Source organism: Ruegeria sp. CDSC025, from assembly GCF_059610805.1.
The window spans coordinates 242,922-268,856 of the sequence record NZ_JBXWOJ010000002.1; the positions used below are offsets into that span (position 1 = coordinate 242,922).

General features: G+C 56.4%; 28 protein-coding genes. 12 read left to right on the forward strand and 16 right to left on the reverse strand.

Annotation, left to right across the window (positions count from 1 at the left end):
* Positions 1-166 precede the first annotated feature (166 nt).
* Both AC2FH8_RS04380 and AC2FH8_RS04385 read right to left on the reverse strand, forming a co-directional pair.
* The gene (locus AC2FH8_RS04380; protein WP_496688449.1) at positions 167-1,291 is read right to left on the reverse strand and encodes a porin; all 1,125 of its coding nucleotides are present in this window, start codon (positions 1,289-1,291) and stop codon (positions 167-169) included.
* Positions 1,292-1,562: 271 nt separating this feature from the next.
* Positions 1,563-3,269: an NAD(P)H-hydrate dehydratase gene (locus AC2FH8_RS04385; RefSeq protein ID WP_496688451.1), complete on the reverse strand. Its 1,707-nt coding sequence runs from the start codon at positions 3,267-3,269 to the stop codon at positions 1,563-1,565.
* A gap of 169 nt (positions 3,270-3,438) precedes the next feature.
* On the opposite strand from AC2FH8_RS04385, the gene AC2FH8_RS04390 reads away from it, so the two are divergent.
* From AC2FH8_RS04390 to AC2FH8_RS04410, 5 genes are all read left to right on the forward strand, one after another.
* The gene (locus AC2FH8_RS04390; protein WP_142633129.1) at positions 3,439-3,777 is read left to right on the forward strand and encodes a P-II family nitrogen regulator; all 339 of its coding nucleotides are present in this window, start codon (positions 3,439-3,441) and stop codon (positions 3,775-3,777) included.
* Positions 3,778-3,812: 35 nt separating this feature from the next.
* Positions 3,813-5,219: a type I glutamate--ammonia ligase gene (gene glnA / locus AC2FH8_RS04395; protein WP_142633127.1), complete on the forward strand. Its 1,407-nt coding sequence runs from the start codon at positions 3,813-3,815 to the stop codon at positions 5,217-5,219.
* Between the two features lie 105 nt (positions 5,220-5,324).
* The gene (locus AC2FH8_RS04400; protein ID WP_496688453.1) at positions 5,325-5,969 is read left to right on the forward strand and encodes an MSMEG_1061 family FMN-dependent PPOX-type flavoprotein; all 645 of its coding nucleotides are present in this window, start codon (positions 5,325-5,327) and stop codon (positions 5,967-5,969) included.
* A 65-nt stretch (positions 5,970-6,034) separates the two neighbouring features.
* Entirely contained in the window at positions 6,035-6,823 is a 789-nt protein-coding gene (locus AC2FH8_RS04405) for a lytic murein transglycosylase (RefSeq protein WP_281994451.1), read from the forward strand.
* A gap of 197 nt (positions 6,824-7,020) precedes the next feature.
* Positions 7,021-7,935, forward strand: coding sequence for a hypothetical protein (locus tag AC2FH8_RS04410; RefSeq protein WP_281994450.1), 915 nt, complete (start codon positions 7,021-7,023; stop codon positions 7,933-7,935).
* Positions 7,936-7,972: 37 nt separating this feature from the next.
* On the opposite strand, the gene AC2FH8_RS04415 is transcribed toward AC2FH8_RS04410, so the two are convergent.
* Entirely contained in the window at positions 7,973-8,716 is a 744-nt protein-coding gene (locus AC2FH8_RS04415; RefSeq protein WP_496688457.1) for a heme-dependent oxidative N-demethylase family protein, read from the reverse strand.
* Between the two features lie 122 nt (positions 8,717-8,838).
* Here AC2FH8_RS04415 and dddP point away from each other — a divergent pair, with 122 nt between their 5' ends.
* Complete coding sequence (gene dddP, locus AC2FH8_RS04420; RefSeq protein WP_496688459.1) at positions 8,839-10,182, forward strand: dimethylsulfonioproprionate lyase DddP; 1,344 nt, start codon at positions 8,839-8,841, stop codon at positions 10,180-10,182.
* A 4-nt stretch (positions 10,183-10,186) separates the two neighbouring features.
* On the opposite strand, the gene AC2FH8_RS04425 is transcribed toward dddP, so the two are convergent.
* Positions 10,187-10,369, reverse strand: a complete 183-nt coding sequence (locus AC2FH8_RS04425) for a hypothetical protein (protein ID WP_496688461.1) — start codon at positions 10,367-10,369, stop codon at positions 10,187-10,189.
* 232 nt (positions 10,370-10,601) lie between these two features.
* Here AC2FH8_RS04425 and AC2FH8_RS04430 point away from each other — a divergent pair, with 232 nt between their 5' ends.
* Positions 10,602-11,816, forward strand: coding sequence for a bifunctional alpha/beta hydrolase/OsmC family protein (locus tag AC2FH8_RS04430; protein WP_496688463.1), 1,215 nt, complete (start codon positions 10,602-10,604; stop codon positions 11,814-11,816).
* 6 nt (positions 11,817-11,822) lie between these two features.
* Here the strand turns inward: AC2FH8_RS04430 and AC2FH8_RS04435 are convergent, their stop codons facing one another.
* The 5 genes from AC2FH8_RS04435 to AC2FH8_RS04455 all read right to left on the reverse strand — a co-directional run bounded on the left by AC2FH8_RS04435 (position 11,823) and on the right by AC2FH8_RS04455 (position 14,379).
* On the reverse strand, positions 11,823-12,161 hold the full coding sequence (locus AC2FH8_RS04435) for a hypothetical protein (RefSeq protein ID WP_496688465.1): 339 nt from the start codon (positions 12,159-12,161) through the stop codon (positions 11,823-11,825).
* A gap of 10 nt (positions 12,162-12,171) precedes the next feature.
* On the reverse strand, positions 12,172-12,729 hold the full coding sequence (locus tag AC2FH8_RS04440; RefSeq protein ID WP_496688467.1) for a hypothetical protein: 558 nt from the start codon (positions 12,727-12,729) through the stop codon (positions 12,172-12,174).
* A 136-nt stretch (positions 12,730-12,865) separates the two neighbouring features.
* Complete coding sequence (locus AC2FH8_RS04445) at positions 12,866-13,453, reverse strand: biotin transporter BioY (protein ID WP_496688469.1); 588 nt, start codon at positions 13,451-13,453, stop codon at positions 12,866-12,868.
* Positions 13,454-13,528: 75 nt separating this feature from the next.
* A complete protein-coding gene (locus AC2FH8_RS04450) occupies positions 13,529-13,951 on the reverse strand; it encodes a DUF6314 family protein (protein ID WP_281994447.1) in 423 nt (140 codons plus the stop codon).
* Complete coding sequence (locus tag AC2FH8_RS04455; protein WP_496688471.1) at positions 13,948-14,379, reverse strand: hypothetical protein; 432 nt, start codon at positions 14,377-14,379, stop codon at positions 13,948-13,950. Before AC2FH8_RS04455 ends, AC2FH8_RS04450 begins: the two co-directional genes overlap by 4 nt.
* Here AC2FH8_RS04455 and purB point away from each other — a divergent pair.
* From purB to AC2FH8_RS04475, 4 genes are all read left to right on the forward strand, one after another.
* The gene (gene purB / locus AC2FH8_RS04460) at positions 14,370-15,674 is read left to right on the forward strand and encodes an adenylosuccinate lyase (RefSeq protein WP_496688473.1); all 1,305 of its coding nucleotides are present in this window, start codon (positions 14,370-14,372) and stop codon (positions 15,672-15,674) included. The genes AC2FH8_RS04455 and purB overlap by 10 nt on opposite strands.
* A 182-nt stretch (positions 15,675-15,856) precedes the next feature.
* Positions 15,857-16,402 carry a tetratricopeptide repeat protein gene (locus tag AC2FH8_RS04465; RefSeq protein ID WP_142633104.1) on the forward strand — a complete coding sequence of 182 codons (546 nt, stop codon included), beginning with the start codon at positions 15,857-15,859 and terminating at the stop codon, positions 16,400-16,402.
* Between the two features lie 69 nt (positions 16,403-16,471).
* Positions 16,472-17,563 (forward strand): flagellar motor switch protein FliG, encoded by a 1,092-nt coding sequence (locus AC2FH8_RS04470; RefSeq protein WP_281994443.1) that lies wholly within the window; start codon positions 16,472-16,474, stop codon positions 17,561-17,563.
* Positions 17,564-17,669: 106 nt separating this feature from the next.
* On the forward strand, positions 17,670-18,593 hold the full coding sequence (locus AC2FH8_RS04475; RefSeq protein ID WP_496688476.1) for a lysophospholipid acyltransferase family protein: 924 nt from the start codon (positions 17,670-17,672) through the stop codon (positions 18,591-18,593).
* Here AC2FH8_RS04475 and AC2FH8_RS04480 read toward each other — a convergent pair whose 3' ends face one another.
* On the reverse strand, positions 18,594-19,295 hold the full coding sequence (locus tag AC2FH8_RS04480; RefSeq protein ID WP_496688478.1) for a DUF1223 domain-containing protein: 702 nt from the start codon (positions 19,293-19,295) through the stop codon (positions 18,594-18,596).
* 227 nt (positions 19,296-19,522) lie between these two features.
* On the opposite strand from AC2FH8_RS04480, the gene acnA reads away from it, so the two are divergent.
* Complete coding sequence (gene acnA / locus AC2FH8_RS04485; RefSeq protein WP_496688480.1) at positions 19,523-22,213, forward strand: aconitate hydratase AcnA; 2,691 nt, start codon at positions 19,523-19,525, stop codon at positions 22,211-22,213.
* A gap of 172 nt (positions 22,214-22,385) precedes the next feature.
* On the opposite strand, the gene AC2FH8_RS04490 is transcribed toward acnA, so the two are convergent.
* The 6 genes from AC2FH8_RS04490 to ccmA all read right to left on the reverse strand — a co-directional run bounded on the left by AC2FH8_RS04490 (position 22,386) and on the right by ccmA (position 25,844).
* Positions 22,386-23,039, reverse strand: coding sequence for a hypothetical protein (locus AC2FH8_RS04490; protein ID WP_496688482.1), 654 nt, complete (start codon positions 23,037-23,039; stop codon positions 22,386-22,388).
* Between the two features lie 15 nt (positions 23,040-23,054).
* Positions 23,055-23,594, reverse strand: a complete 540-nt coding sequence (locus AC2FH8_RS04495; protein ID WP_496688484.1) for a DsbE family thiol:disulfide interchange protein — start codon at positions 23,592-23,594, stop codon at positions 23,055-23,057.
* Positions 23,587-23,745, reverse strand: coding sequence for a heme exporter protein CcmD (ccmD, locus tag AC2FH8_RS04500; RefSeq protein ID WP_281971899.1), 159 nt, complete (start codon positions 23,743-23,745; stop codon positions 23,587-23,589). Before ccmD ends, AC2FH8_RS04495 begins: the two co-directional genes overlap by 8 nt.
* Positions 23,742-24,515 (reverse strand): heme ABC transporter permease, encoded by a 774-nt coding sequence (locus AC2FH8_RS04505; RefSeq protein ID WP_142633092.1) that lies wholly within the window; start codon positions 24,513-24,515, stop codon positions 23,742-23,744. The genes ccmD and AC2FH8_RS04505 overlap by 4 nt, the downstream gene beginning before the upstream one ends.
* 61 nt (positions 24,516-24,576) lie before the next feature.
* Positions 24,577-25,233 carry a heme exporter protein CcmB gene (gene ccmB, locus AC2FH8_RS04510; protein WP_282021834.1) on the reverse strand — a complete coding sequence of 219 codons (657 nt, stop codon included), beginning with the start codon at positions 25,231-25,233 and terminating at the stop codon, positions 24,577-24,579.
* On the reverse strand, positions 25,230-25,844 hold the full coding sequence (ccmA, locus tag AC2FH8_RS04515) for a heme ABC exporter ATP-binding protein CcmA (protein WP_142633088.1): 615 nt from the start codon (positions 25,842-25,844) through the stop codon (positions 25,230-25,232). Before ccmA ends, ccmB begins: the two co-directional genes overlap by 4 nt.
* Positions 25,845-25,935 lie beyond the last annotated feature (91 nt).

A 25,935-nucleotide genomic window follows, 5' to 3' on the forward strand; every position in this document is an offset into this window, starting at 1 on the left:
GATTCGGGGCGCGCAAAACGGCGCGCCGGGCAAATTTGAGGCCTTCTATTTGCCCAGCCGCCCGCGTGCAAGGGGCAAAGCCCGGATCAGCCTTGTTTTGCCGCCGATTTGACCAAAAAAACGCCCCGGACCTGGCCGGAGCGTTCTTGAGGAATTGTTCGCGGGATCAGAACTTCCAGCGCGCACCCAGCACCCAGGCCTCGTTATCATCGAAACTCGTGGTGTCATCGAAATCATGGTTACGGTATTTCAAGTAGGCATCGGTGTTGATACTGTCGATGCGCTGTACGACAGCGATACCCCAGGCCTTAGTACTCGAGCCGTCGATCGAGAAATCAGATCCGTCGAAATAGTCAATGCCGATACCAGTCTTACCCCATGACACCCAATCGTCTTCATACGCAAGCTTCGCATACCAGTAATTCGGGTCACTGGCACCGCTGGAAGTGTCATCTCTTGTACCCAAAGCTGCGGTTACGCTGAAACCACTGGGCAGCAGAACCGAGGCGGACCCGATTGTGTCTTTTCTCTCCCCGGATCCGCTATCGTAATCGCGCACGGCGTAGGCGAGGGATGCAGCAATCTCCACCCCGTTGGATAAGGTATTTCCATAGGACACCGACACATCGTAGTAATCATCGTCATCGCTGCTGGACAGGATGTTCTGACCATAGGCTATCGCAGCCGAAAACCCGTTGAAATCTGGCGTGTCATAGCGAATGCGTCCGCGCCTTGAACCATCGAAGTTATCAGATGTGTCACCAACGGTAATGCCGCTCAGCATACCATCAGCCTCACGGTAGAAAAATGCGCCATTCTCATCGTTGGTAAAGGAATAGAGCGCGGTACCAACATAGGACAGATCGGATTCTGCCGCCCCATCCGAGGCCATGCTGCCCTGCCCGGCAGAAAACTTACCATAGCCCCCCTTCAGCGCAAAATCGACATGCCGAATATCTTCGCGGTTCCAGCCATCGGTGTTTGTCCCATCCTGATTGGCGCTCCCCGTGCTGGGCAGGCCCAGACCGGATTCGAACCGGAAGGTAAACTCATTGCTGCCATAGGGTTGCATCAAGAACAGCCCGACCCGGCTGTTTGACAGATCATTGTCCAGCAATCGGGTTTCCGTTTCATCGCCGTCGTCAACCGAGACAATGACGGGGTTAAACTGGCCATATAGCTCAACATAACCGCCGCTGTTATTGTTATATCTAAGCTCTGCCGCTGCTGGGATGGCCGATGCAGCGGTCAGGCAGGTCGCAATCGTGCTTATTGATACTTTCTGGGTCATAGTCATTCACCATAATGGATCCATTTACGGGCACTGCTCGCTTGTGCGCGATTTCTCTATGATCCCCTGTCTCGGGCCCATTCAGCTCGCGCATCTTGTGCGAATATAACCGCAGCTGAAGGGTGTTAATTTGATCTACTTCAAAACGATAGAATATATGTCATCCAAGTCACCCAGACCGCTTGCCGCAATACTGACGCCTGACCTGAATTTCATCATACGCTCATTTTGGGACATCGAATACTGCAGCGGCGGATTTTCGCCGAGGCGATTAAGAACCCACTTCCCGCAAAACCCGTGGCAACTGTTCGGGCAAATCTTCAGCGATCAACCCCGGCCCGAAAGATCGCGCACATTCCACATGCAGCCATGCCGCAGTTTCCGCGGCCTGCAAAGGCGAGAACCGCCGCGCCAGCAACCCGGTGATAAACCCCGCCAACACGTCCCCGGCCCCGGCTGTCGCCAACCAGGGCGCCGCACGTTCATAAACGGCCGAATTCACTGAGCATTGCCCGTTCGGATCCGCAATCACGGTATCGGGTCCCTTGAACAAAACCACGCACCCTGCCCGCCCGGCAGCCTCTCGGGTGGCGTCCACTTTGGAATAGGCCGGACCCTTGATGGGAACCGCTTTCAGTTTTTCCGCAATGTCCGGGAACAACCGTGCAAACTCGCCGCCATGCGGAGTGAGAACACAGTTTTCATGCAGCATCTCGAACAGGGCTGCAGGATCATCCGCAAAAGCCGTCAGTGCGTCAGCATCCAGAACCGTCGCCCGCTCCGCAGCCAACGCAACCGGCACCAGATCGCGCGCACGGTCCAGCCCCAATCCGGGGCCGAGACACAGAGCGTTCAGCCGCTCATCCTCTAGGATTTTCGAGAGACCATCCGCGCTCTCGACCCGCTGCAACATGACCGCCGTCACTTGCACCGAAACCTCCATCTGAGCCGCAGGAGGCACGCCCAGAGTCACCAGCCCCGCCCCAATCCGCAGCGCCCCCCGCGCTGCCAGCCGCGCAGCACCGGTTTTGCCGGGGCCTCCGGTCATGATCAAGGCGTGGCCGTGCGAGTATTTGTGCTCAAACGAAGCCTTGCTGAGACTCTGTGGCAATCCACTTTCATCTACCAATCGAGACAGCACTCTCCCCAAACGTCGCTCGCTATGCAGATCAGCCAAAGACATGCGCGAGATCGAACCGAGATCGCTTGGTGAAGACAGCCCAATGTCAACTATGACGGTCTTTCCACAGAACTGGGCCCCTACGTCCAGAAGATGTCCACGCTTTTTGCTATGAAACGTCACTGTTAGGTGGGCGCCAACAATTACACCTTCGTCCCCCAGAATCCTACCGCTATCAGCGCAAAGACCAGACGGAATGTCGACCGAAACGACGCGCGGCCACCACGGATCGGCATCAGCCTCTGAACCTATCTGAAGCTTGGAAAGAGCAGGTTTCAATCCACCAATCTGACGTATCAGCCCTGTTCCAAACAAAGCATCCAATATCAAATCAGGGCCTTGCGAACTTGACGGTCGGGCTGCGTGTTTCTCCAACTTGGAAACTTCACGTTTGGTCGGTGTCGGCAGGGTAAGCTTAGAAACTTCACCCAGCTCCAGCCACCGCTCATAATTCACCCGCGCATCCGGCGGCAGCTTCTCTAGGTCGCCATACAGAAACACCGCGACCTCCCACCCTTGCTCCCGCAAAAGCCTGGCCACGACGAACCCGTCCCCACCGTTGTTTCCTGGCCCACACAAGACAACTGCCCGCAACGGATCCTCTTCATCTGGCCGCGGATACGTCAGGGAACGCGAGGGGCTGGCCCCTCGCCTGTCCAACTCTGGCCACTCCTCGAAAATCGCCTCGACAACACCCTGCCCAGCCCGTTCCATCAGCTCAAGACCGGTCACCTCACCGGACTCAATGGCCGCTTGTTCGATCGCCCGCATCTGTGCTGCAGTCAGTAAATCTGTCATGCTGAACCCTCGTGCGATTCAATTTTGACTATTTTTTGTGCAAACTGTTCAAAATTTCACCGGCCACCCAATTTCCATGCAACCCGGCATCGCCATTTTCTCATTCACATTGCCGCCCGATCTTAGACGTGGTCAGTGCCATCCTGACAAGAGTTAAAGGGAGCCCGGTATGAAGAAGATCGAAGCGATCATCAAGCCGTTCAAACTGGACGAAGTGAAAGAGGCGCTGCAGGACGTCGGAGTCCAGGGCCTCAGCGTGATCGAGGTCAAGGGGTTTGGCCGTCAGAAAGGTCACACTGAACTTTACCGCGGCGCGGAATATGTGGTCGACTTTCTGCCCAAGGTGAAGGTCGAAGTTGTGCTGGACGACGATCTGGTCGATGCCGCCATCGAAGCCATCGTTTCCGCCGCCAAAACCGACAAGATCGGCGACGGCAAGATCTTTGTCTCACCCGTCGAACAAGCAATTCGCATCCGTACCGGCGAAACCGGTTCGGACGCACTGTAACAAGACCAAATCTTCAATTCAGAGGAATCAAGAGAATGAGCAAGGACGCAGTTCTTCAGCTAATCAAGGACGAAGGCGCCGAATATGTCGACGTCCGCTTCACTGACCCGCGCGGCAAACTGCAGCACGTCACCCTGGTAGCCGATCAGGTAGATGAAGACTTCCTTGAAGAAGGCTTCATGTTCGATGGCTCTTCCATCGCTGGCTGGAAGTCCATCGAAGCCTCGGACATGAAACTGATGGTCGATACCAACAGCGCCTATGTCGATCCGTTCTACGCAGAGAAAACCATCTGCGTGCATTGCTCAGTTGTCGAGCCCGACACCGGCGAAGCTTATGAACGTGACCCGCGCGGCACCGCCCAGAAAGCCGAAGCCTACTTGAAAGCAACCGGTATCGGCGACGTGGCCTATATGGGTCCTGAAGCCGAGTTCTTCCTGTTCGACGACGTTCGTTTTTCCAACAGCATCAACAAAGTATCTTACGAAGTTGATGCAACTGATGCGTCCTGGAACACCGACACCGAATACGAGATGGGCAACATGGGCCACCGCCCGGGCGTTAAGGGCGGTTACTTCCCGGTCAACCCGATCGACGAAGCCCAGGATCTGCGTTCGGAAATGCTGTCGACCATGAAGCGTCTGGGCATGAAGGTCGACAAGCATCACCACGAGGTTGCGTCGTGCCAGCACGAGCTTGGCCTGATCTTTGACAGCCTGACCAAACAGGCAGATGAGCTGCAGAAGTTCAAATACATCATCCACAACGTGGCGCATGCATACGGCAAATCGGCGACCTTCATGCCGAAGCCAATCGCAGGCGACAACGGTACCGGCATGCATGTGAACATGTCGATCTGGAAGGACGGCAAGCCTCTGTTTGCTGGCGACAAGTATGCTGATCTGTCGGACGAGGCACTGTTCTTCATCGGTGGTATCCTGAAGCACGCCAAGACACTGAATGCCTTCACCAACCCGGCGACCAACAGCTACAAGCGTCTGATCCCCGGATTTGAAGCCCCCGTCCTGCGTGCTTACTCGGCTCGTAACCGTTCGGGTTGTGTCCGTATTCCATGGACCGAAAGCCCGAAAGCCAAGCGCGTCGAAGCCCGCTTCCCTGATCCGGCCGCAAACCCCTACCTGGCGTTTGCCGCGCTGCTGATGGCTGGTCTGGACGGCATCAAGAACAAGATCGATCCGGGCGAAGCCATGGACAAGAACCTCTACGATCTGCCGGCCGAAGAGCTGGCCGACATCCCGACGGTTTGCGGTTCACTGCGTGAAGCTCTGGAAGCCCTGGCATCGGATCACGACTTCCTGCTGCAGGGCGACGTGTTCACCAAAGACCAGATCGACGGCTACATCGCACTGAAGATGGACGAAGTCGAAACCTACGAACACACGCCGCATCCGGTTGAATACGGCATGTATTACAGCTGCTAATCCAGCATTTTCGACGATAACTCTATAGGGGCGTCCATCGGGCGCCCCTTGTTTCGTTTGGCCCGATCTTTCACACTTGCCATTACCCCGGTTAGGAGAGATCGCATGTCAGCCGAAACCGCATTCGCCCCGTTCTCGGATTTCGTCGCTTCGAAAGAGGGACTGGAGCGCATCACCGGCGCGCCCCTTCCCCAGATCATCGCCAAGGAACAAGCCGCGCTGGACGGCATGTGCCGCGACTTTATCGCCAAGTCGACCTTCTGCCTGATAGCTTCGGCCAATCCGGGTGGTTATCTGGATATCTCTCCTCGTGGGGATCCCGAAGGGTTTGTTCGGGTGATCTCAGACACTCTGATCGCCATTCCCGACCGCCCAGGCAACAAGCGGACTGACACGTTTCACAATATAATACAGGACCCGCGTGTCAGTGTGATCTTCCTAGTGCCTGGCAAGTTGGAGACTTTGCGCATCCGAGGAACCGCGCGCATATGTATTGACCCGGACTTGCTGAACAGTATGGCAGTGAATAATCGCGCGCCTAAGCTAGCCCTTATGATTCATATCGAGACCGCTTTTGCACATTGCCCTAAATGCGTCATCCGGTCGGATCTGTGGCAACCTGAAAACTGGCCAGATTCATCAGGGCTTCCCAATATGAACGCCATGATGGTCAAGCACGCCAAAATCGACAAAACGCCGGATGAATGGTTTGATAGCCTGAAGGGCACCGGGGAACTCGACCTTTATTAACCCCTTTTCGTGTGCGGCTTCCCTGCCTAGGCTGCCCCTGTCATTTCATTGGATCGGATTACAAGATGCTTCGGCTTGCTCTTATTTTGGCAATTTCTCTACCTGGCTTTGCGGCAGCGGCCCCCTGTGGCAACACCGGAAATGGATTTGAGACCTGGAAGCGGGATTTCGCGAAGCAGGCCCAGCGCGCGGGAGTAAAAAAGAAGGGATTGCAGGCGCTGAGCCAAAGCCAATATGCCACCCGAACCATTGCTGCGGACAGAAACCAAAAGAGTTTTAAATACTCGCTGGACAAATTCATGCAGATACGCGGCGCGGATACTATCGTTGCACAAGGCCGCAAGCGCAAAGCAAGGAACCCTCAGTTCTATGCGACGCTTGAGCGTCAGTATGGGGTACCAGCAGGCATCCTGATCGCTATCCACGGAATGGAAACAGGATTTGGGAATTTCATGGGTGACAGTCAGGTTGTGTCAGCAATAACCACTTTGGCCTATGATTGTCGCCGATCCGAGTTCTTCATCCCCCACGCTATCGGAGCACTGAAGCTGGTCGATCAAGGCAGCATTACGACCAACACCGTTGGTGCCAAACACGGTGAACTGGGACATACACAGTTTCTGCCGGGCAATGCCTTGGAATACGGTGTTGATGCCACCGGTGACGGTCAGGTCGATTTCTACAACATGACCGATGCGCTGGCCTCGACCGCTAATTTCCTGCGTAAAAAGGGCTGGAAGCCCGGACGCGGATATCAACCGGGCCAACCGAATTTTGCGGTCATTCAACAGTGGAATGCCGCGACGGTGTACCAAGAATCCATCGCAATCATGGCTGCTCGAATCGACGGATGATTGTGTCGGTCTGTCATGTAGGGCGACCGCAATTCAGACACATTGTCGCCACAGACGCTAAATAGCCCCTAAAATGCCTAGGTTTCCAATGCGTAATCAATCTTGCCGATTTCTCATTTTTTTCCATTTCCGCCCAATTCTTTCCCTTATCTGTTGATAATTTGAGTCATCTGACGGAATGCACAAAGGAATGCGCAGTGACTCCGAAGCACAGCTATCACGGCGGCCTGCAGTTCACAGGCAAGACCAATGGCGCGATCGAGCGGTTTGGTGCCATCGTGGCGGCGACCCTGGAAGATTACGGCCATCTTATTGAGCGCAAAACGATCTTGAACACGACCGAGGCGAGCATCGTCTCAAGTCAGTACCTCGTGCGCCTTACGCTGGATACCCAACTGGCTGAAACAGAAGACCGGTTTGAACGGCGGGACCGTGCGGCCGGTCTGAGAACCGTCTCGAAACCCCGGGTGACCCTGCCCGAAAACCGGTTGACGGTCACAATTACCCCAGTATCCGCCTTGCTGGACGACAGCGAGATCTCGGAGCTTATGCTTGTTGTGATCCTGTATCGCATGGTTGATATCTGTGCGACTCAGCGCGTGGAATGGCTGTCTCCGAATACAGTCCTGACCATGGAACAATTCATGAGTGCTTTTGACACTCTGGCGCCCGTTAAACAGCGGGACAGAAAACAAATTTTCGAATCCGTTTCCGGGCCGTTTGCAGGTCTTGAATTAACGGAGACAGAAGATCTGGATGAGCCAAGAAACAAAACGCAGACCTCACATGCGCGGCCAATCCAGCTGTCAGACGAGCAGTTGCTTAGCATTGCTTTTCGGACAGAACCGATCGAGCAGAAACCGGATGATCGGACCGACACTCCCCCCCTCGACCACGAGAAACCCAATGATATCCTGCGACTTACCAGTTGGGGACTTACGGGTGCCGTGGCCAGCGTGTCGGTCCCGATCGCGGCCTCGATGGCTGCCGTCAACCTGATCCGAGGTGAAGATTTCCGCCTGAATACTCAGGTACTTGCCTATTCGGTTGCAATATCAGCGCTCAGCACCAGCGGTGCCTTTGCCGGTGTGGCAACTGCTTTAGGCATGTAGGCTAATTCCAATAAGACCCTCCTAAGAAGCCCCGCCGTCAGGTGGGGTTTTCTTTTTGGCGAAGGCTTCCAGCCTCAAGAACATAGGTGTGGATCGAAAAAACCACAGCCCGCGTTTTCGGCAGCCGCAACAATGTTTGCCTCTCGCTGCGCAAATAGCACGCGGCTCCGGGTAAACTGACCTCGCGCGGTTCTGTAGCGCTTCGAGGCTGATGCAGATCGGCATCCTCATACCACAGCGCATTAAACCGCCAGAGCGGCTTATCGGGCTGAATTCCATCAAACAACCGCTGGACACGGCGCGCGATGCTTTCGTCGTAGCTGTTGACCGGTACATGGATGTCGATCAGGGGACGCATGAATTTTTCTGACAGTCGCCAACTGGCTGGAAAACACAAAACCGCGCCAGTCAAAACATGTTCGTCCCCTTGCTTTTGCAAGATACAGATATCCTCCTGCACCAGTCTGCAAAGGGTTTCCATTGGGGCCTGCCGATCAATCTGGACCTTCTGCCCATCGGCTCTCGTGACGAGGTCTGAGCATCCGGGGTACGCATATTGCAACACCAGGTCCAAGACTTCTTGTGCGGCTGGTTCGGCTTCGAGCGCCAGCGCAAGAACATCAGCGTGACGCTCTTTCAGCAACGCTTCCCGATATTCCATCTGGGCCGCGAACGCTTCGTCCTGATGCAACCAAGTTTCCATACTGGCGGGCTGAATACCCGGCAGCGGGCGGGGTTTCAAAGGATCATAGGGAGTAGAGGTCTGCAAAATGGTCGTCATGAACCCGACCTAACATCGGCACTTCGACTTGTCGGTCAAAAAGCGACGGATGGCGGTCGCAAATTATCAAGACGCTGAAAGAATGCTTCTTCACGCTCGATAGACAGGCAGGGAGGGCTACTATGAACCGTCACCATAGAGATATCCGCAAGATCGACCCCACCAAAGGCACAGCGCTTGGGGACGGCACGCCCAATGATTTGGACCGGATCGAGATCGGCCCCACACAGCTGGCCTTCGCCGAATGGGAAGCCGCCGGGCTGTCCTTGCCGAACCTTGAGAGGATGCGTGAGTTTAGGTGGAAACGTCTGACCAAGACCATCGTTGATCGTGGCTATGGTGGCTTGTTGATGTTTGATCCTCTGAACATTCGATACGCCACAGACAGCACCAACATGCAGCTCTGGAACACGCATAACCCCTTCCGCGCGGTGCTGTTATGTGCCGACGGGTATATGGTGATCTGGGATTATAAAAACTCACCTTTTCTAAGCAAATTCAACCCATTAGTGAAGGAACAACGTTCGGGCGCCGACCTGTTCTATTTCGATCGCGGCGACAAGGTCGATGTTGCCGCGGATGTACTCTCGAACGAAGTGCGGGCGCTGATTGATGCGCATGGCGGCGGTAACAAGCGGCTGGCTGTGGACAAGATCATGCTGCACGGTTTGCGCGCCCTTGAGGCCCAGGGGTTCGAGATCATGGAAGGCGAGGAAGTCACTGAAAAGTCCCGCGCCGTGAAAGGCCCGGACGAAATTCTGGCGATGCGATGTGCCAACCACGCCTGCGAGACCGCGGTGGCCGAGATGGAGGCATTTGCCCGCGCTAATGTCGGAGACGGAAGAACCTCGGAAGACGACATCTGGGCCATTCTGCATGCCGAAAACATCCGGCGCGGCGGGGAATGGATCGAAACCCGCCTGCTGGCCTCAGGCCAACGCACCAACCCGTGGTTTCAGGAATGTGGTCCCCGGATCACGCAAAAGAATGAAATCATCGCCTTCGATACCGATCTGATCGGGTCTTACGGCATCTGCATCGATATCTCGCGCACCTGGTGGATCGGGGACGAAAAACCCCGCCCGGATATGATCTATGCCATGCAGCACGCACATGAGCATATCATGACAAATATGGAGATGCTGAAACCTGGCGTTATGATCCCTGAACTGACCGCCAACAGCCATAGGTTGGATAGCAAGTTTCAGGACCAGAAATACGGCTGCCTGATGCACGGCGTTGGCCTGTGTGACGAGTGGCCTCTGGTCGCCTATCCGGACAAGGCCGTCGCCGGCGCTTATGATTATCCGCTGGAACCGGGCATGGTTCTATGCGTCGAAGCCGCGGTTGGCGAGGTAGGTGGAGATTTCTCAATCAAACTCGAAGATCAGGTTCTGATCACTGAGGATGGGTATGAAAACCTGTCCACCTATCCCTTTGACCCACAGCTTATGGGGCTGGCCTGACCCCTCAGTTCGGCCAGTTTGACCGTTTGACGTTCCCATGCCAGTCCTCGATTTCGGTGCTGGCAAAAGATGTCGGCTGTGTCCAGTTCTGACCCGCGGCAAAACTGATGACCGCAGTTACGGCGATAACGATCAGTAAATCTACGCGAAGATTTGTGCCATGTGGCTGAGAAGTGAGATGTACCATTGTTGCCTCCGTGGCTGATTGTGTTCGACAGGCTCAAGATGAGGGTGGCGTTCGCTTTATTAAAGTGAATGTTTGACTGGTAATGCATCACAAAAGTTGATGCAATCTATCGCACCAGAACTCCGCCGGCCCCTGACCCAGTCTCACCTTCCCGTGACGCTTCTTACATAGGGGTTGAGACCCCTCGCTGGCGGCCACAATATTGAGGCACCTCATGACGTAAGGAACTGCCATGCCCACCGAACGCATCACCTTTGCCGGTCACGACGGCCACCAACTGGCTGCGCGCCTCGACCTGCCGGACGGGCCCGTCCTTGCTACGGCATTGTTTGCCCATTGCTTTACCTGTTCAAAAGATATCCCGGCCGCGCGCAGGATCGCAGCCCGTCTGGCAGCGATGGGTATCGCGGTATTGCGGTTTGATTTCACAGGCTTGGGTCATTCAGACGGCGAATTTGCAAACACCACCTTCACCTCGAATGTTGAGGATCTGATCGCCGCCTCACGGTATCTGGCTGGACGGAACATGTCCCCGTCTCTGCTGATCGGGCATTCTCTCGGAGGGGCAGCGGTTCTGCGCGCCCGAGCTGGTATTTCGAGTGTTAAGGCCGTTGTTACGCTGGGCGCGCCTGCCGATCCAGGGCATGTCTCGCACCATTTCGACGCCGCACTGTCGGAAATCCAACAAGAGGGATCGGCCGAGGTCACTTTGGGTGGTCGCCCGTTCCGTATTGGCAAAGCGTTCGTCGAAGATATCGCCCAATCCGCGCTAACCCCTGCGATTGCGGATTTGAAGGCCGCGCTGCTGATACTTCATGCGCCACGCGACGAAACGGTTAGTATCGACAATGCAAGCGCGATCTTTCTGGCAGCCAAACATCCCAAAAGCTTCGTGACGCTGGACGACGCTGATCACCTGATTACACGCGCGGCGGATGCGGAATATGCTGCAGATGTAATAGCGGCTTGGGTTACGCGCTATGTGGTGCTGCGCCCGCCTGCCCCACCACCGGGTGCGCCCGAAGGCGTAGTGCGGGTGACTGAGGCCGATCCCAACGGATTCCAGCAAGACATTCAGTCCGGCCCCAAGCATCATGTTGTAGCAGACGAACCGGCCTCATATGGAGGCACCGACCGCGGTATGTCGCCCTATGGCTTTGTGTCATCGGGTCTTGGAGCCTGTACTTCGATGACAATCCGGATGTATGCGCGGCGCAAGGGCTGGCCACTAACAGGCATCACTGTCGATGTTTGCCATAACAAGGTCCACGCACAGGATGCGGGTCTGATCACTGACAACAAGGTCGATCTGTTCCGCCGCAAAATTCGGCTCGAGGGCCCCTTGGATCAGGATCAGCGCGCACGTCTGCTTGAAATCGCCGACAAGTGCCCTGTTCACAGGACACTTGAAGGAACAGCGAAAATCACGACGGAATTGCTGTCGTGATCCGCATCAGCGCCGCCGCGGTGACGGGCGGTGAATAGGCGGCCGGGCAACTGGTGGCCGGGCAACCGGTGGACGTGCGGGGGGCTTGGCGACCGGGGGGCGTGGGCGCGCCGGGGGCTTGGCGACCGGAGGTTTGGGTTTGACCGGAGGCTTACCCTGCGGTGGACGATTTACATCAATGTCCACATCAACGTCGTGATAATAGTCGTTCCAAAGCATCGAGTCATAGAACGGATCATATCCGTATCCCACACCAACCGTCACGCCGTCGCAGGCAGACAAGGTGATACTGGTCAAACCGAATACCAGCGCGGCGATCGACCGTTTCATCAGCTTACGAGTCATCCAAACCTCCTCACTGAAGCGACCGGAATGACGCGAATACGGCATTCAGGTCGTCCACATAGCCAGGATCGGCGCCGTCTCTTAATACGGCCACTGCGACAGCCACGCGATCACGCGGCAAGTCAATCACTGTGGCCGTGAAATTTATCCCCCGCCGATCACGGGTACCGGTACCGCGGATAACCCGCGCTGGCAGACCTCCGATCTGGGTTGCGACTGTTTCCGAAACGATCGGATCTTTGACTAGAAACTTGTCGATATCCTGAAGGTATCGCAGGCCACCGTCGATGGATGACACACCAGATGGCGAGACAAATCCAATCCATACGCTGTCATCCGTTACCGGTTTGATCCCCATGACCCGGGCAACCGCGCGGGGATCGTTTAGCTCGGTGTCATCGACCTCACGCGGGCCGCCAGTACGAACCGACCAAAAATCTGGTACCGCAAAGCTGAACAAGGCGCGCCCTTCATCAGTATAGGTGATCGGTGTTTCGGCTTTTGCACTCCCTGCCCCGGCGCAAACAACCGCGCAGGAAAGGGTTACAGCCCTCAATAGATTAGGCATATCTGAATAACCTGTTGTTTCTATTGCTACAGCTTGAACTGTGTCGACCGGTTTTGTCCAGCCTCTTGTTGGCGCAACAAAAAACCGCGCCGGGATCGCTCCGGGCGCGGTTCATGTCAACTAGGTTGACTGTGGTTTAGGTGCGGGCGTCGCCCACCAGCTTCCACAGGCCGGGGATCAGCAGCGCGGCCAGCGCGAGCTTGATCGCATCACCCACCAGGAATGGTGTCAGGCCCCATGCCAGGATCGGCTGGTCCCAGCCATAGAGCTGGCCCAGCCACAGCAGGCCGGGGACATAGATCAGAACGTTGGCCAGTACCAGCGCCAGCGCCATTTTCACGACCGAACGGTCCCAGCCGCGCGCGGCCAGCGTACCCAGCATCAGGGTTGCCAGCACATATCCGACTAGGTAGCCGCCTGTGCCACCCATCATGTAAGTAAGGCCGAATTTTTCAGCCGAAGAGCCCGCGAATACGTCAAAGCCCAGCGCGCCGATCAGCAGATAGCCCATCATAGTTACCAGACCCAGCCGTGCGCCATAGGCGGTGCCGATGGTCAGAACCGCAAATGTACCCATGGTGATTGGAACTGGCCACATCGGCACTTTAATCTTGGCGGCGACTGCCAAGGCAACGATGCCCAAAGCAACCATAACCACCTGTTTGACGCGCAGCGCCGTCCCTTCACGTGGGCCAAATGCATTGGCCAATACGTTAGCATTCATGTTGTTTCTCCCTAAACGGACCGAGATTCTGCAACAGGAATGCCCTGTCAGCGCCGCATCTGCAAGATGATTACGCTACCGCAGCATGTATTCCGTATTCATTTCGTATGATTTCCGGGGGCCGGACACGGTCCAACGGACCCTCCAGCAGGGCCAGCCCGAGAAATCATAGACTGCGTCATAGCTGTCCGGCGGGCAATTATGGTGATCCGCAGCCTGCGCCTGGCCCAGCTTGAGAGCGTGGAAATAACGCCCGTCATCAAAATGCACCGCAACGCTTTCGCCCTTGTCTTGCCACAGGTATCGGCGCGTTCCCATCATTTCGGGCTGGCCCGGAATGCGCAGAGTTACCGTCTCGTCATAGATCAGACCGTCTTTGGACCTGGTGAATCGCGCAGAGCCATCGGCTAAAACCACCTGCCCGGCCCGCGCATCCCGAATGGTGCGTGACAGGCTCCAGTCCCCTTCGAAGTCGGTCAGTTCGTTTGGAAAGTTCATTCGGGATAATACCCGTCTGTGATCTCGCCTGCGCCGTCAATAAATCGAATGATGACACCGCTTTGCAGAACATCATAACACGCCCAGATATCCGAAGGCGGCCAAACCGAGCAATACTGATCGCCCTGCACGGCCCACTTTCCGGTGCTGGGACGACCCGAAAAATAATGGGTCACCCCGCTTTGGTCGAATGTTTGCCAGATGCCGTCGCCATAAGTTAGTTTTTTGCCCGACAAGGCTTCGGCAATTTCATCACCCGTCAGCGGCCAGAACTCTGTCGCTGCCGCAACACCAGGCCAAAGGGATAAAATCAGGGCAAACCGTCTCATCACCGCACTCGCGCCTTGTTCCGTAGGGCGGCTGGGTTTAAACCGCGCCGCAACGACCTCTGCCAAATCATAAAAAGGTGCCGCTGCCAATGATTCCACGTTATTCCCGCCCCGACATGGTCGCCATCTGGTCGCCTGAGACGAAGTTCCGCATCTGGTACGAGATCGAGGCCCATGCCTGTGACGCCATGGCCGATCTGGGCGTGATCCCGCGTGAAAACGCCGAGGCCGTGTGGAAGGCCAAGAATGTGGAATTCGATGTGGCCCGCATTGATGAGATTGAGGCTGTCACCAAACACGATGTCATCGCTTTTCTGACCCACTTGGCCGAGCATGTCGGCAGCGATGAGGCGCGTTTCGTGCATCAGGGCATGACCAGCTCGGACGTGCTGGATACCTGTTTCAACGTTCAGCTGACCCGCGCTGCCGACATCCTGATCGCCGACCTCGAAGGTTTGCTGGCCGCTCTGAAACGCCGCGCGATCGAACATAAGGACACTGTCCGCATCGGCCGCAGCCACGGCATCCACGCCGAGCCCACCACAATGGGCCTGACATTCGCGCGCTTCTATGCCGAGATGGATCGCAACCTATCCCGCATGCGCGACGCACGGGCCGAGATTGCAACAGGTGCGATCAGCGGCGCGGTCGGCACCTTTGCCAATATCGACCCTCAGGTCGAAGAGCATGTCTGCGACAAGCTGGGACTGGTGCCCGAACCGATCAGCACGCAGGTCATCCCCCGCGATCGCCATGCCGCGTTCTTTGCCACGTTGGGCGTGATCGCCAGCAGCATCGAAAACGTTGCCATTGAAATCCGTCACATGCAGCGGACCGAGGTTCTTGAGGGGGCCGAGTTCTTCTCGATGGGGCAGAAAGGGTCTTCGGCGATGCCGCACAAGAAGAACCCTGTACTGACCGAGAACCTGACCGGGCTGGCGCGCATGGTGCGCGCGGCGGTGATCCCGGCGATGGAGAATGTGGCGCTTTGGCACGAACGCGACATCTCACACTCCTCGGTGGAACGCATGATTGGGCCGGACGCCACGATCACACTGGATTTTGCTCTGGCTCGACTGACGGGCGTGATCGACAAAATGCTGATCTTCCCCGAGAACATGAAGGAGAACATGAACAAGTTCCCCGGTCTAGTGATGAGCCAGCGGGTTCTGCTGGCGCTGACGCAGGCAGGGGTCAGCCGGGAAGAGGCTTATGCTATGGTTCAACGCAACGCGTTGAAGGTCTGGGAACACCGCACAGACTTCAAAGAAGAACTTCTGGCGGATCCTGACGTGACCGCCGCGTTGAGCAAGGAGGAGATCGAAGAGAAATTCGATCTCGGCTATCACACCAAACATGTCGATACGATCTTTGCCCGGGTGTTTGGCGAGTAAATTTTCGTCAAGCTCACGCAATACAGACCCGCACAATGATCTTGTGCGGGTTTTTCTTTGTCTGGTTACGTCGAGATTGGTCGAGCTTTCAAACTTGTGAATAAATTCGCGCGATCAGTTGTTAGCTTTTGTATAGAACGCGCTATGCTTATTCTGAGCAGCCCTACGAACGGAGACCAAATATGCGCCTCATCCTAGCTTCTGTTATTGCAATTCAGGCCCTTACATTTGCCCCCATGGTTCATGCCGCAGGTGGCGGCGGGGGATCGACGCCGCCAAAAACAACAAACACCACCAAGAAATGTCTGTTCGGACGGGTCTATGATGAGGCCGCGGGCAAATGCGTAAAGCCCAGCAACACCAATTTCACTCAGGATCAGCTGTACCACGCCGTGCGTGAACTGGCCTATGACGGGCAGTTCAAAAACGCCCAAGGCGTGCTGCGCGTGATGGACCAGAATGACGATCGCGTCATGACCTATTGGGGCTTCACCTATCGGAAGATGGGCAAGCTGGAACTGGCGAACCTGTTCTATGAAGGTGCAATTAACGCAAATCCCGACAATATCCTGGCACGTTCCTATATGGCGCAAGGCTTTGTCGCCGAGGGCAAAACTGATCTGGCGATTGCGCAGTGGCGTGAAATCAAAGCACGTGGCGGCGAAGGAACCTGGGCAGAGGTTTCCCTGCGCGAGGCGATCCGCACCGGACTGACCTACAACTACTAAGCTTCAGCCTTTCTTTACCTGACTCTCTGTAATCTGCCTGTGGAACAGGAACTTTGGCACCGCAGGCAGATGCAGAACACAAACACATTGGTACAGGTGGCCCCGGGGGCTTCTGCCCAGCTGGCCAAAGAAAACGATGACGACCTTCGCTTGGTGGCCCGCAGCCTCAGCAGCCGACAAAAGGCGGCGGTGGTTGTGCGTCTCTTGCTGAATGATGGGGCGGACATTCCGCTGGAAGAGCTCCCCGACGATTTACAGGAAAAGCTAACCCACCAACTGGGCAAAATGGGCCTTGTCGACCGGGTTACCTTGGACGCTGTTGCCGGTGAATTTGCAGATGCGCTGGACAGTGTTGGCCTGTCCTTTCCACATGGTCTGGCGGGCGCTTTGGATGTGGTGAACGGCAAAATCGCCCCGGCAACTGCGGCGCGTTTGCGTAAAGTGGCCGGCATACGCCAGATCGGCGATCCTTGGCAGCGATTGCGAGAGATCCCTACAGAAGATCTGGCCGAAATGGCGCAGGCCGAAAGCACTGAGATTGCGGCCGTGATGCTATCGAAACTTGAAACCGCCAAAGCTGCGCAACTGCTAGGGCACCTTCCCGGCCCAGTTGCTCGGCGTATTACCTATGCGGTTTCGAAAACTGCAAATGTCAGCCCAGAGGCCGTCGAGCGGATTGGGTGGTCGCTGGCGGCTCAGATGGATCAGCGCCCTGCCACAGCGTTTGCCGACGGACCGGGTGCCCGCGTTGGCGCGATACTGAATCAGTCCGCTGCCTCGACCCGGGACGGCCTGCTGAGCGCATTAGAAGAAGAGGACGCCGATTTTGCCACCATAGTTCGCCAATCCATTTTCACCTTCGCCCATATCCCGTCCCGCATTCTGCCCCGTGATGTACCGGCCATTCTACGCGGTGTGGAACAACCTGTCCTGGTTACAGCGCTCGCCGGTGCAGAAACGGAAGGAGACAGGGCATCGGTTGACTACCTGTTGTCCAACATGTCGTCGCGTATGGCCGAAAACCTGCGCGAAGAAATGGATGAGGTCGGAAAAATCAAACAACCCGATGCAGAGGAGGCGATGACCCAGATCATTGGCGCCATCCGGACACTTGTCGATGAGGGAACCATCACGCTCCGGGATGATGACGGCGACGAATAAAGAGAGAAAGCGCGCCAAAATTTCTGGCCGAGTAGAAAGCTTGTGGTTACCGCGATCGGCTTGTATGTCTGACCCGGCAATTCACAACAGACGCCGAGACCTTCTGATGCCCGTTGAAAAGTCTGAACTAAGCAGGTCCGAGCTTGGCAAATACTATGTATCCGGCATGTTCCTGAAAGGCGTTATCAAAGCGTTACGGTTGCTGCCCTATGAGACACGCATTGCCACAATGGGCGCCATAGCGAGAAACCTTGCACCGTTGGTCGGGTTCTCGAAAAGAGTACGCAGCAATCTGAAACTCACCTGCCCGGACCTGACTGAATCCGAAGTGAAACGCATCTGCAAGGCCGTTCCTGACAACGCCGGGCGCGCGATCATGGAGCACTTCTCGCCCGAGGATTTCACAGAACGCCAACGCTTTGCCAAAGTCACGGGTACAGGCCTTGCTGCCTTTGATTCCGCCTTGGCAGAGGGGCGACCTGTGATGATGATCACTGCGCATTTCGGCCATTACCTGGCCGCGCGTATTGCCCTTCAAGAACGCAGCGGTCAGCCTATTGGCTGTCTCTACCGTCGAATGGCGAACCCCTACTTCAACGACATGTATGTCGATGCGTTCTACAAAACCGGCGCCCCGATGTTCGAACAAGGCCGTCGCGGGATGGTCGAAATGGTGCGGACACTCAAAAAAGGCGGGATCATCGCTATTGTGTCAGACCTGCACGCACATGGCGGGGAAGAGCTGACTTTTTTCGGCAAACCGGCCGTGACGTCGGTTTTGAATGCTGAACTGGCAATGAAATACAAAGCCGACCTGATTCCGTGCTATGCGGTGCGTCAGCCCAATGGGGTTGATTTCGAAATCATCCTGCACGAACCGGTCCCACATACGGATCCAAAGACGATGACCCAGTTCACCAATGATGACCTCGAGGCGGTTGTCCGACAGCATATGGGTCAGTGGTTCTGGATTCATCGTCGCTGGAAAACCTGGAACGGGCTAGGCGTCCAAGCCAAAGACATGCCCTGATCAGCGAACGCGTGCTGCCGCAATAATCGGCCCATGGCCAACCCCTTGCACCAACACAACGGCCGGTAAACCTGACGTCAAAGATACCTTATAGGTCTTAGGCGCTGTCCCGTCCCATTGCCCGGCTACTGTCCAGGCCTCGACCACATTGGCATAATCCAGTTCTTGTCCGGCCAACTCTCCGCGCCGGATCGAAGCATGGCGCATTGGCGTGTATTGCACCACCCGGATGTCATAGACCTGATCCGGTGGCAAGCTGATCGAGGAAACGTCAACAGTTACGTTATCTCCTGTACGCGAGGCCGAAACCGACGCCTGCGGAGCGGCCTTGGAATGGTCGCCGATCAGGTAATCCAGCTTTGCCGTATCTGCCCCTACAATATCCTGCTGACCATTCACTACCATCTGAGGCGTATAGATCACCGTACGCCCGGAATTTCCGGCATAGCTGCGCTGACGCTCAGTATGGGTGGGGTCGGCATATTCATCCTCCCATCCGATATAGTCCCAATAATCCACATGCAGCGCCAACCCGATGACGTCATCCCGATTGGCCAGATCCTGCATGATCCGGTCAGCCGGGGGGCAGGACGAACATCCCTGCGAGGTGAACAGCTCCACCACTACGGGTCCGCTTTCTGCAATGGCCGAAGTAGCCAGAAACAGGGACGCCAACGCGGTTGCGGTTGCAGATTTGAACATGTTTGCTCTCGGGTTTCATGGGGTGCATTACTGGTTTAGACGGAACGCTGATCAAGCACCAATCAAGGTTTCTTGAGACCGGTGACACAAGGTTTTCGCAAAAATGTGTGCAATGGTATACAAAAATTGCCGCACCTGGTCTGTTGGACCTTGAACCGCGCGCTTGGGTGATGCAGATAGCCCTCAGCGAATCCCATATTCCACGTCATTTGAGAGGGAGGCCACAGATGCCCATCAAAGTCGGACAGGATACCGCCAAGACACGCCGCAGCCTGAGCGTGAATGGCAAGTCCATCTCGTATTACTCGATCCCCGCCGCGCAAGAGGCCGGCCTGGGTGATTTCTCGAAACTGCCCGCCGCCCTGAAGGTGGTGTTGGAAAACATGTTGCGGTTCGAAGATGACGGATTTTCCGTCTCGGTCGACGACATCAAGGCGTTTGCCGAATGGGGCGCCAAAGGTGGCAAGAACCCCCGCGAGATCGCCTATCGCCCTGCCCGCGTGTTGATGCAGGATTTCACCGGCGTTCCGGCGGTGGTCGATCTGGCCGCCATGCGCGATGGTATCAAGGCTCTGGGCGGTGACGCGCAGAAGATCAACCCGTTGAACCCCGTTGATCTGGTCATCGACCACTCGGTCATGATTGACGAATTCGGCAACCCGCGCGCGTTCCAGATGAATGTTGACCGCGAATACGAACGCAACATGGAGCGGTATCAGTTCCTGAAATGGGGTCAGGGTGCCTTCAACAACTTCCGCGTTGTGCCCCCCGGAACCGGGATCTGTCACCAGGTAAACCTGGAATATCTGGCGCAGACAGTCTGGACCGACACGGATCAGGATGGCAACGAGGTTGCCTATCCCGACACGCTGGTCGGCACCGACAGCCACACCACCATGGTCAACGGCATGGCCGTTCTGGGCTGGGGCGTCGGCGGGATCGAGGCCGAAGCCGCTATGCTGGGTCAGCCGATCTCGATGCTGATCCCCGAAGTCGTGGGCTTTGAGCTGACCGGTGATCTGGTCGAAGGCACCACCGGAACCGATCTGGTTCTGAAGGTCGTCGAAATGCTGCGCGCAAAGGGTGTTGTGGGCAAATTCGTCGAATTTTTCGGCGAAGGTCTGGACCGTCTGCCGCTGGCCGACCGGGCAACCATCGCCAACATGGCCCCGGAATATGGCGCGACATGTGGTTTCTTCCCGATTGACGGTGAAACGCTGCGCTATCTGCGTAACACCGGCCGTGACGAAGATCGCATCGCGCTGGTCGAAGCCTATGCCAAGGAAAACGGCTTCTGGCGCGACGCAGATTACGCACCGATCTACACCGACACCCTGTCGCTGGACATGCGCACCATCGTTCCCGCGATCTCGGGCCCAAAGCGCCCCCAGGATTATGTTGCTCTGACCGGTGCCAAGGCGGCGTTCACCAGGGAAATGGCCGAGACGTTCAAGCGACCCATGGGTAAGGAAGTCGCCGTCAAAGGCGAAGACTATACCCTGGAATCGGGCAAGGTTGTGATCGCCTCGATCACCTCCTGCACCAACACCTCGAACCCGTATGTCATGATCGGCGCTGGTCTTGTGGCCCGCAAAGCCGCAGCCTTGGGTCTGAACCGTCAGCCTTGGGTCAAAACTTCGCTCGCACCGGGATCGCAGGTTGTTTCTGCTTATCTTGAGGCCGCTGGCCTGCAGGAAGATCTGGACAAGATCGGCTTCAACCTTGTCGGCTACGGCTGCACCACCTGTATCGGCAACTCGGGTCCAATCCAGAAAGAGCTCTCTGAGGCAATTGCCGAGGGCGATTTGGTAGCCACGTCGGTCTTGTCGGGTAACCGCAACTTCGAAGGCCGTATCAGTCCGGATGTTCGCGCCAACTACCTGGCCTCACCGCCACTGGTCGTGGTCTATGCGCTGGCCGGTACGATGGATATCGACCTGACCTCAGAACCGATCGGTCAGGACAAGGACGGCAATGATGTCTTCATGAAAGACATCTGGCCAACCCAGCAAGAAGTGGCGGAATTGGTCGAACAGACGGTCACCCGTGAGGCGTTCCTGTCGAAATATGCAGACGTCTTCAAAGGCGACGAGAAATGGCAAGCGGTCGATACCACCGATGCCGAAACCTATGACTGGCCACCGACCTCGACCTATATCCAGAACCCGCCCTACTTCCAGGGCATGGGGCACGAGCCCGGCACCATTTCGAACATCGAAGGCGCCAAGGTTCTGGCCATTCTGGGCGATATGGTCACCACCGACCACATCTCACCCGCTGGTTCCTTTGCGACAACCACACCCGCTGGCAAGTACCTGACCGACCGTCAGGTGCAACCGCGCGAGTTCAACTCTTACGGGTCGCGCCGTGGCAACCACGAGGTCATGATGCGCGGCACCTTTGCCAATATCCGCATTAAGAACGAGATGCTGGACGCGGTTGAAGGCGGCTATACCAAAGGCCCCGATGGCGAGCAGACCTCGATCTATGACGCGTCGATGGCCTATCAGGAACAGGGCACACCGCTGGTTGTTTTCGGTGGTGAGCAGTATGGCGCGGGTTCGTCACGTGACTGGGCGGCCAAGGGCACGGCCCTGCTGGGCGTCAAAGCGGTCATCGCTGAAAGCTTTGAGCGTATCCACCGCTCGAACCTGGTTGGCATGGGCGTTGTGCCGTTCGAATTCACCGGTGGTGACTCGCGCAAGACGCTGGGGCTGAAGGGTGATGAAACCGTCTCGATCCACGGTCTGGATACGATCCAGCCGCTGCAAGAGGTGCCCTGCACCATCACTTTCGGTGACGGTTCGGAAAAGACCATCACCCTCAAGTGCCGCATCGATACCGCGCCCGAGATCGAATATATCGAAAACGGTGGTGTGCTGCATTACGTGCTGCGGAACCTGGCCAAAGCGGACTAAGACCTTTCAACGAATAAAAAGGGGCGTCCAACCGGGCGCCCTTTTTAGTTTCAGAACCCTGATGACAAGAGCGATTTAAGCGAATACCGTTGCCCTTACAGGCAGGCCGCACCCGCATCATTCACTTGAAAGTAAGACGTGACGCGCCTATATATTGGTCACACAGAGGAGACTATGAATCATGCTTTTTGGCCCTGATCCGATCCAGGTTTGACGTCAAAGCCGTTAATCTGGCTGATAATTCACTCTCATCACCGCTCAGGTGCCCGGACAGATGTTCAGGGCGCCTTTTTAATTTGAGATCGGTATAGTTGCGTTCCATCTGCGTCAGAATGCTGTGACCGGCCATTTCGCAAGCCTCACTCGTATTATACAGGCCGCGGATCGTGCCCACTTTGCCCGGCACCGATATCTTAAGAAAACTTGCGTTATGCAGCCCTTCGATCTGTGTTCGGATCTTTTCAAGACCGCCATAGAATTTCACGAATTCCGAGATCAGCCCGTCTTCCAGAAAATGCAGATCTTTGATGCCTGATCTATAGACATCGGTATGCCGGGCGTCGGTGACATGCGGGATGTACCCCTTCTTTTGAAACAGGGATTCGAATTGCGTCAGAGGCGGCGCGTTTTCCAGAAACCGCGTCAGATCGCTTGTGTTGAAATCCACCTCGGCGAAAAGCGCCCGCAACAAAGCATCCCGATCTTCACGACGTTGTTTTGTTTTTTGCCAGACCTCCCACATGCGGGTGCCGAACCATAGAACTACGGTAACAGCACCAAGGCGGGTGATTGTGACAAGATCGTTCAGAAGTCCGGTATTATCCATCAATCCTTACCAGCGTTAATCGGCCGCAGCCTTTTCCAGAGCGGGCCTGATGGTTTTTTCGATGACGCGCTGGGTAATCGGCCCGGCAAAACGCAGGATAATGGTTCCGTCGCCATCGACCACATAGGTTTCCGGCACGCCGTAAACACCCCAGTCCAGCGCCATGCGCCCCTGTTCATCCCGTCCGATGGCCGAATAGGGATCGCCGAGTTCATTCAGGAAAGCCTCGGCATTTTCCAGCTTGTCCTTGTAGTTGATGCCATAGACAGGGATGCCTTCATCCGACAGGGCTTGCAGGTTCGGGTGCTCTACCCGGCAGGGCGCGCACCAGCTGGCCCAGTAATTCACCAGCTTGACCTCTCCGTCGCGCAGCGTTGCATCGTCGAACTGCGGTTTGCCTGCAAACTCAGTCAACACAACCGGCGGCGCGGTTTGACCCTCACGCGCCGAGGGCAAAGCGTTTGGGTCATCGCGGAACATGCCAATACCGGCAAGGACCGCAAAGGCGCCAAAGATCAGCGGGGGCGCAATCATCAGGGGCGAGATCTTAGCCATTGCGCTTTATCCTTTGTTCAACTTTTTCCAGCTCAGCCTGCGCCCTGCGGCCCCTCATCACGCTGACCAGAACCAGCGCCAGCAAAAGCCCGATGGAAACCACATAGGACCAGAGCACCGTATCGGCATATTTTCCAAGATCAGGGATCATCCGTTTGCCCTTTCCCGCGCCAGCAGAGTCTTGGTCCGACGCGTGCGAATTTCAGTACCCGTGCGGTAAAGTACCAAGGCGATGAACAACAACACGAACCCGACAATGCAGAGCAGCAGAGGATAGAAATAGATATTGCTGACCTTCTCTTCGGTATCCGCTCCAGTCACGGCACCAGCCCGCAGGACAGAAGCGCCCTGATGCAGCCCCTGATTCCAGAAATTCACCGCATAACGGCTGAGGATAGCAAAGACCGACCCCACCAGACACAGGATCGAGGTCAGATCGGCAGCCGTATCAGGGTCTTCGATCGCCTCCCACAAGGCGACATAGCCCAAATAGAAGAGGAACAGGATCAGGAATGAGGTCAGACGTGGATCCCAGGCCCACCAGGTGCCCCACATAGGCTGCCCCCAAATCGCCCCGGTTGCCAACGCAATCAATGTCATCACGATGCCCACAGGTGCGGCCGCGCGCGCAGCCAGCGCACTGACATGATGACGGCGAACCAGCCAAACCAGAGAGGTCGCCAGCATCATAAGCCAGCAGTTAATCGCCATCAGTGCGGCGGGCACATGCAGGTAAATGATCTTGACGGTCGATCCCTGCTTGTAATCATCGGGTGTGAAGAAAAATCCCCACACCAGACCAATGACGATGCAAACCAAAGCCGCGCCCCAGAAGAACGGCATCACCCGTTCACTGGTGGCAAGAAACTTGCGCGGATTGGCATATTCCCAGAGGGTATTGGCTTTGGCTGCGATAGACATGGGCCTTATCTAGTCCGAGTCGGGTTCATTCTCAATTGACATCCGTCAAAGTTACACTGTGTCACCGTAGGTTAATGCGCAACACGGCGGCGCTGGCAAAAGGTAACAGGGCAATCGTCGCCGCAGTGATCCCAGCCAGCATCAACAAGGGTGTCTGCGTTTCCATTCCGGTTGCGCCGCGGCGCGCGACCTCGGCCCCGAAGATCAATGTCGGTACATAAAGAGGCAGCACAAGAAGCGACAGCAGCAATCCGCCGCGTTTCAAGCCGACCGTAAGAGCGGCACCAAAGGTTCCGATGACGCTCATCGCGGGCGTGCCAATCAAAAGTGAGACGACAAGCCAGAAAAAGCCGGGCAAAGGCAAATTAAGCAGAACGCCCAGGAAGGGCGCGGCCAGAACCAGTGGCAAGCCCGTAGTCAGCCAATGCGCCAAAGACTTGATCGTTACGACCGCTTCTAACGGCAGGGGCGCCGTCGCCAATAGGTCGAGCGAGCCGTCCTCCCAATCCAGCGCAAGCAGCCGGTCAAGTGACAGAAGGCAGGCCAAAAGTGCCCCCAGCCATAGCACGCCAGGTGCAATCGTGGACAACAACGCGGATTGCGGGCCAACTGAAAAAGGCACCAGCACGGTGACGATAAGAAAAAACGCCAGGCCAAGGCCAAACCCTCCGCCCGCACGGAAGGCCAGTTTCAAATCACGTAAAAGCAGGGCGATCACAGGAAACCTCCGTCGAGATCATCGACAGGTTTCGGTTTAGCCTTGTAGGGCCCCACATCCAGGACCTCTCCGTCCAGACCAAGGTCGATATGGGTGGCAATCAAGGCAGACCCACCCTGCCCCAGATGCGCGCGCACCGCGTCTGCAAACATCTGCACTGCATTCTTATCCAGCGACACAGTGGGCTCATCCAACATCCAGATGGGTCGTTCGGTGACCAACATCCGCGCCAACCCCAATCGACGTTTCTGGCCTGCCGACAGATTGCCGGCATGGCGATCCGACAGCTCAGTCAAAGCAAACGCGTCCAAGGCCGGTTGAATGCTGTGACTGCCGAAGACCTGCGCCCAGAACGACAGGTTTTCCACCACGGTCAGAGTCGGCTTGAGTCCGTCGGAATGTGAGGCATAGGCGATCCGGTCCTCAGCCCCGTCGATCTGCCCCTCAAGCGGAGGCTGCAGGCCTGCCAGCGTTCGCAGCAGCGTTGTTTTACCGATCCCGTTCGGCCCGCGTAGGATAAGCGCCTTTCCGGGCTCCAGCGAAAAGCTGAGATTTTCCAGCACAGGAACGCCCCCTCGGGCGATCGACAGGTCGGTCACGGTCAATGTCATGAATCCCGCTTATCCTATTGCCGTCAGAGGCAAAAGGCGGGATTTGCCGCAGCATACCGACAGCAACGTATTTGGGTGGCATCTAAGCGCA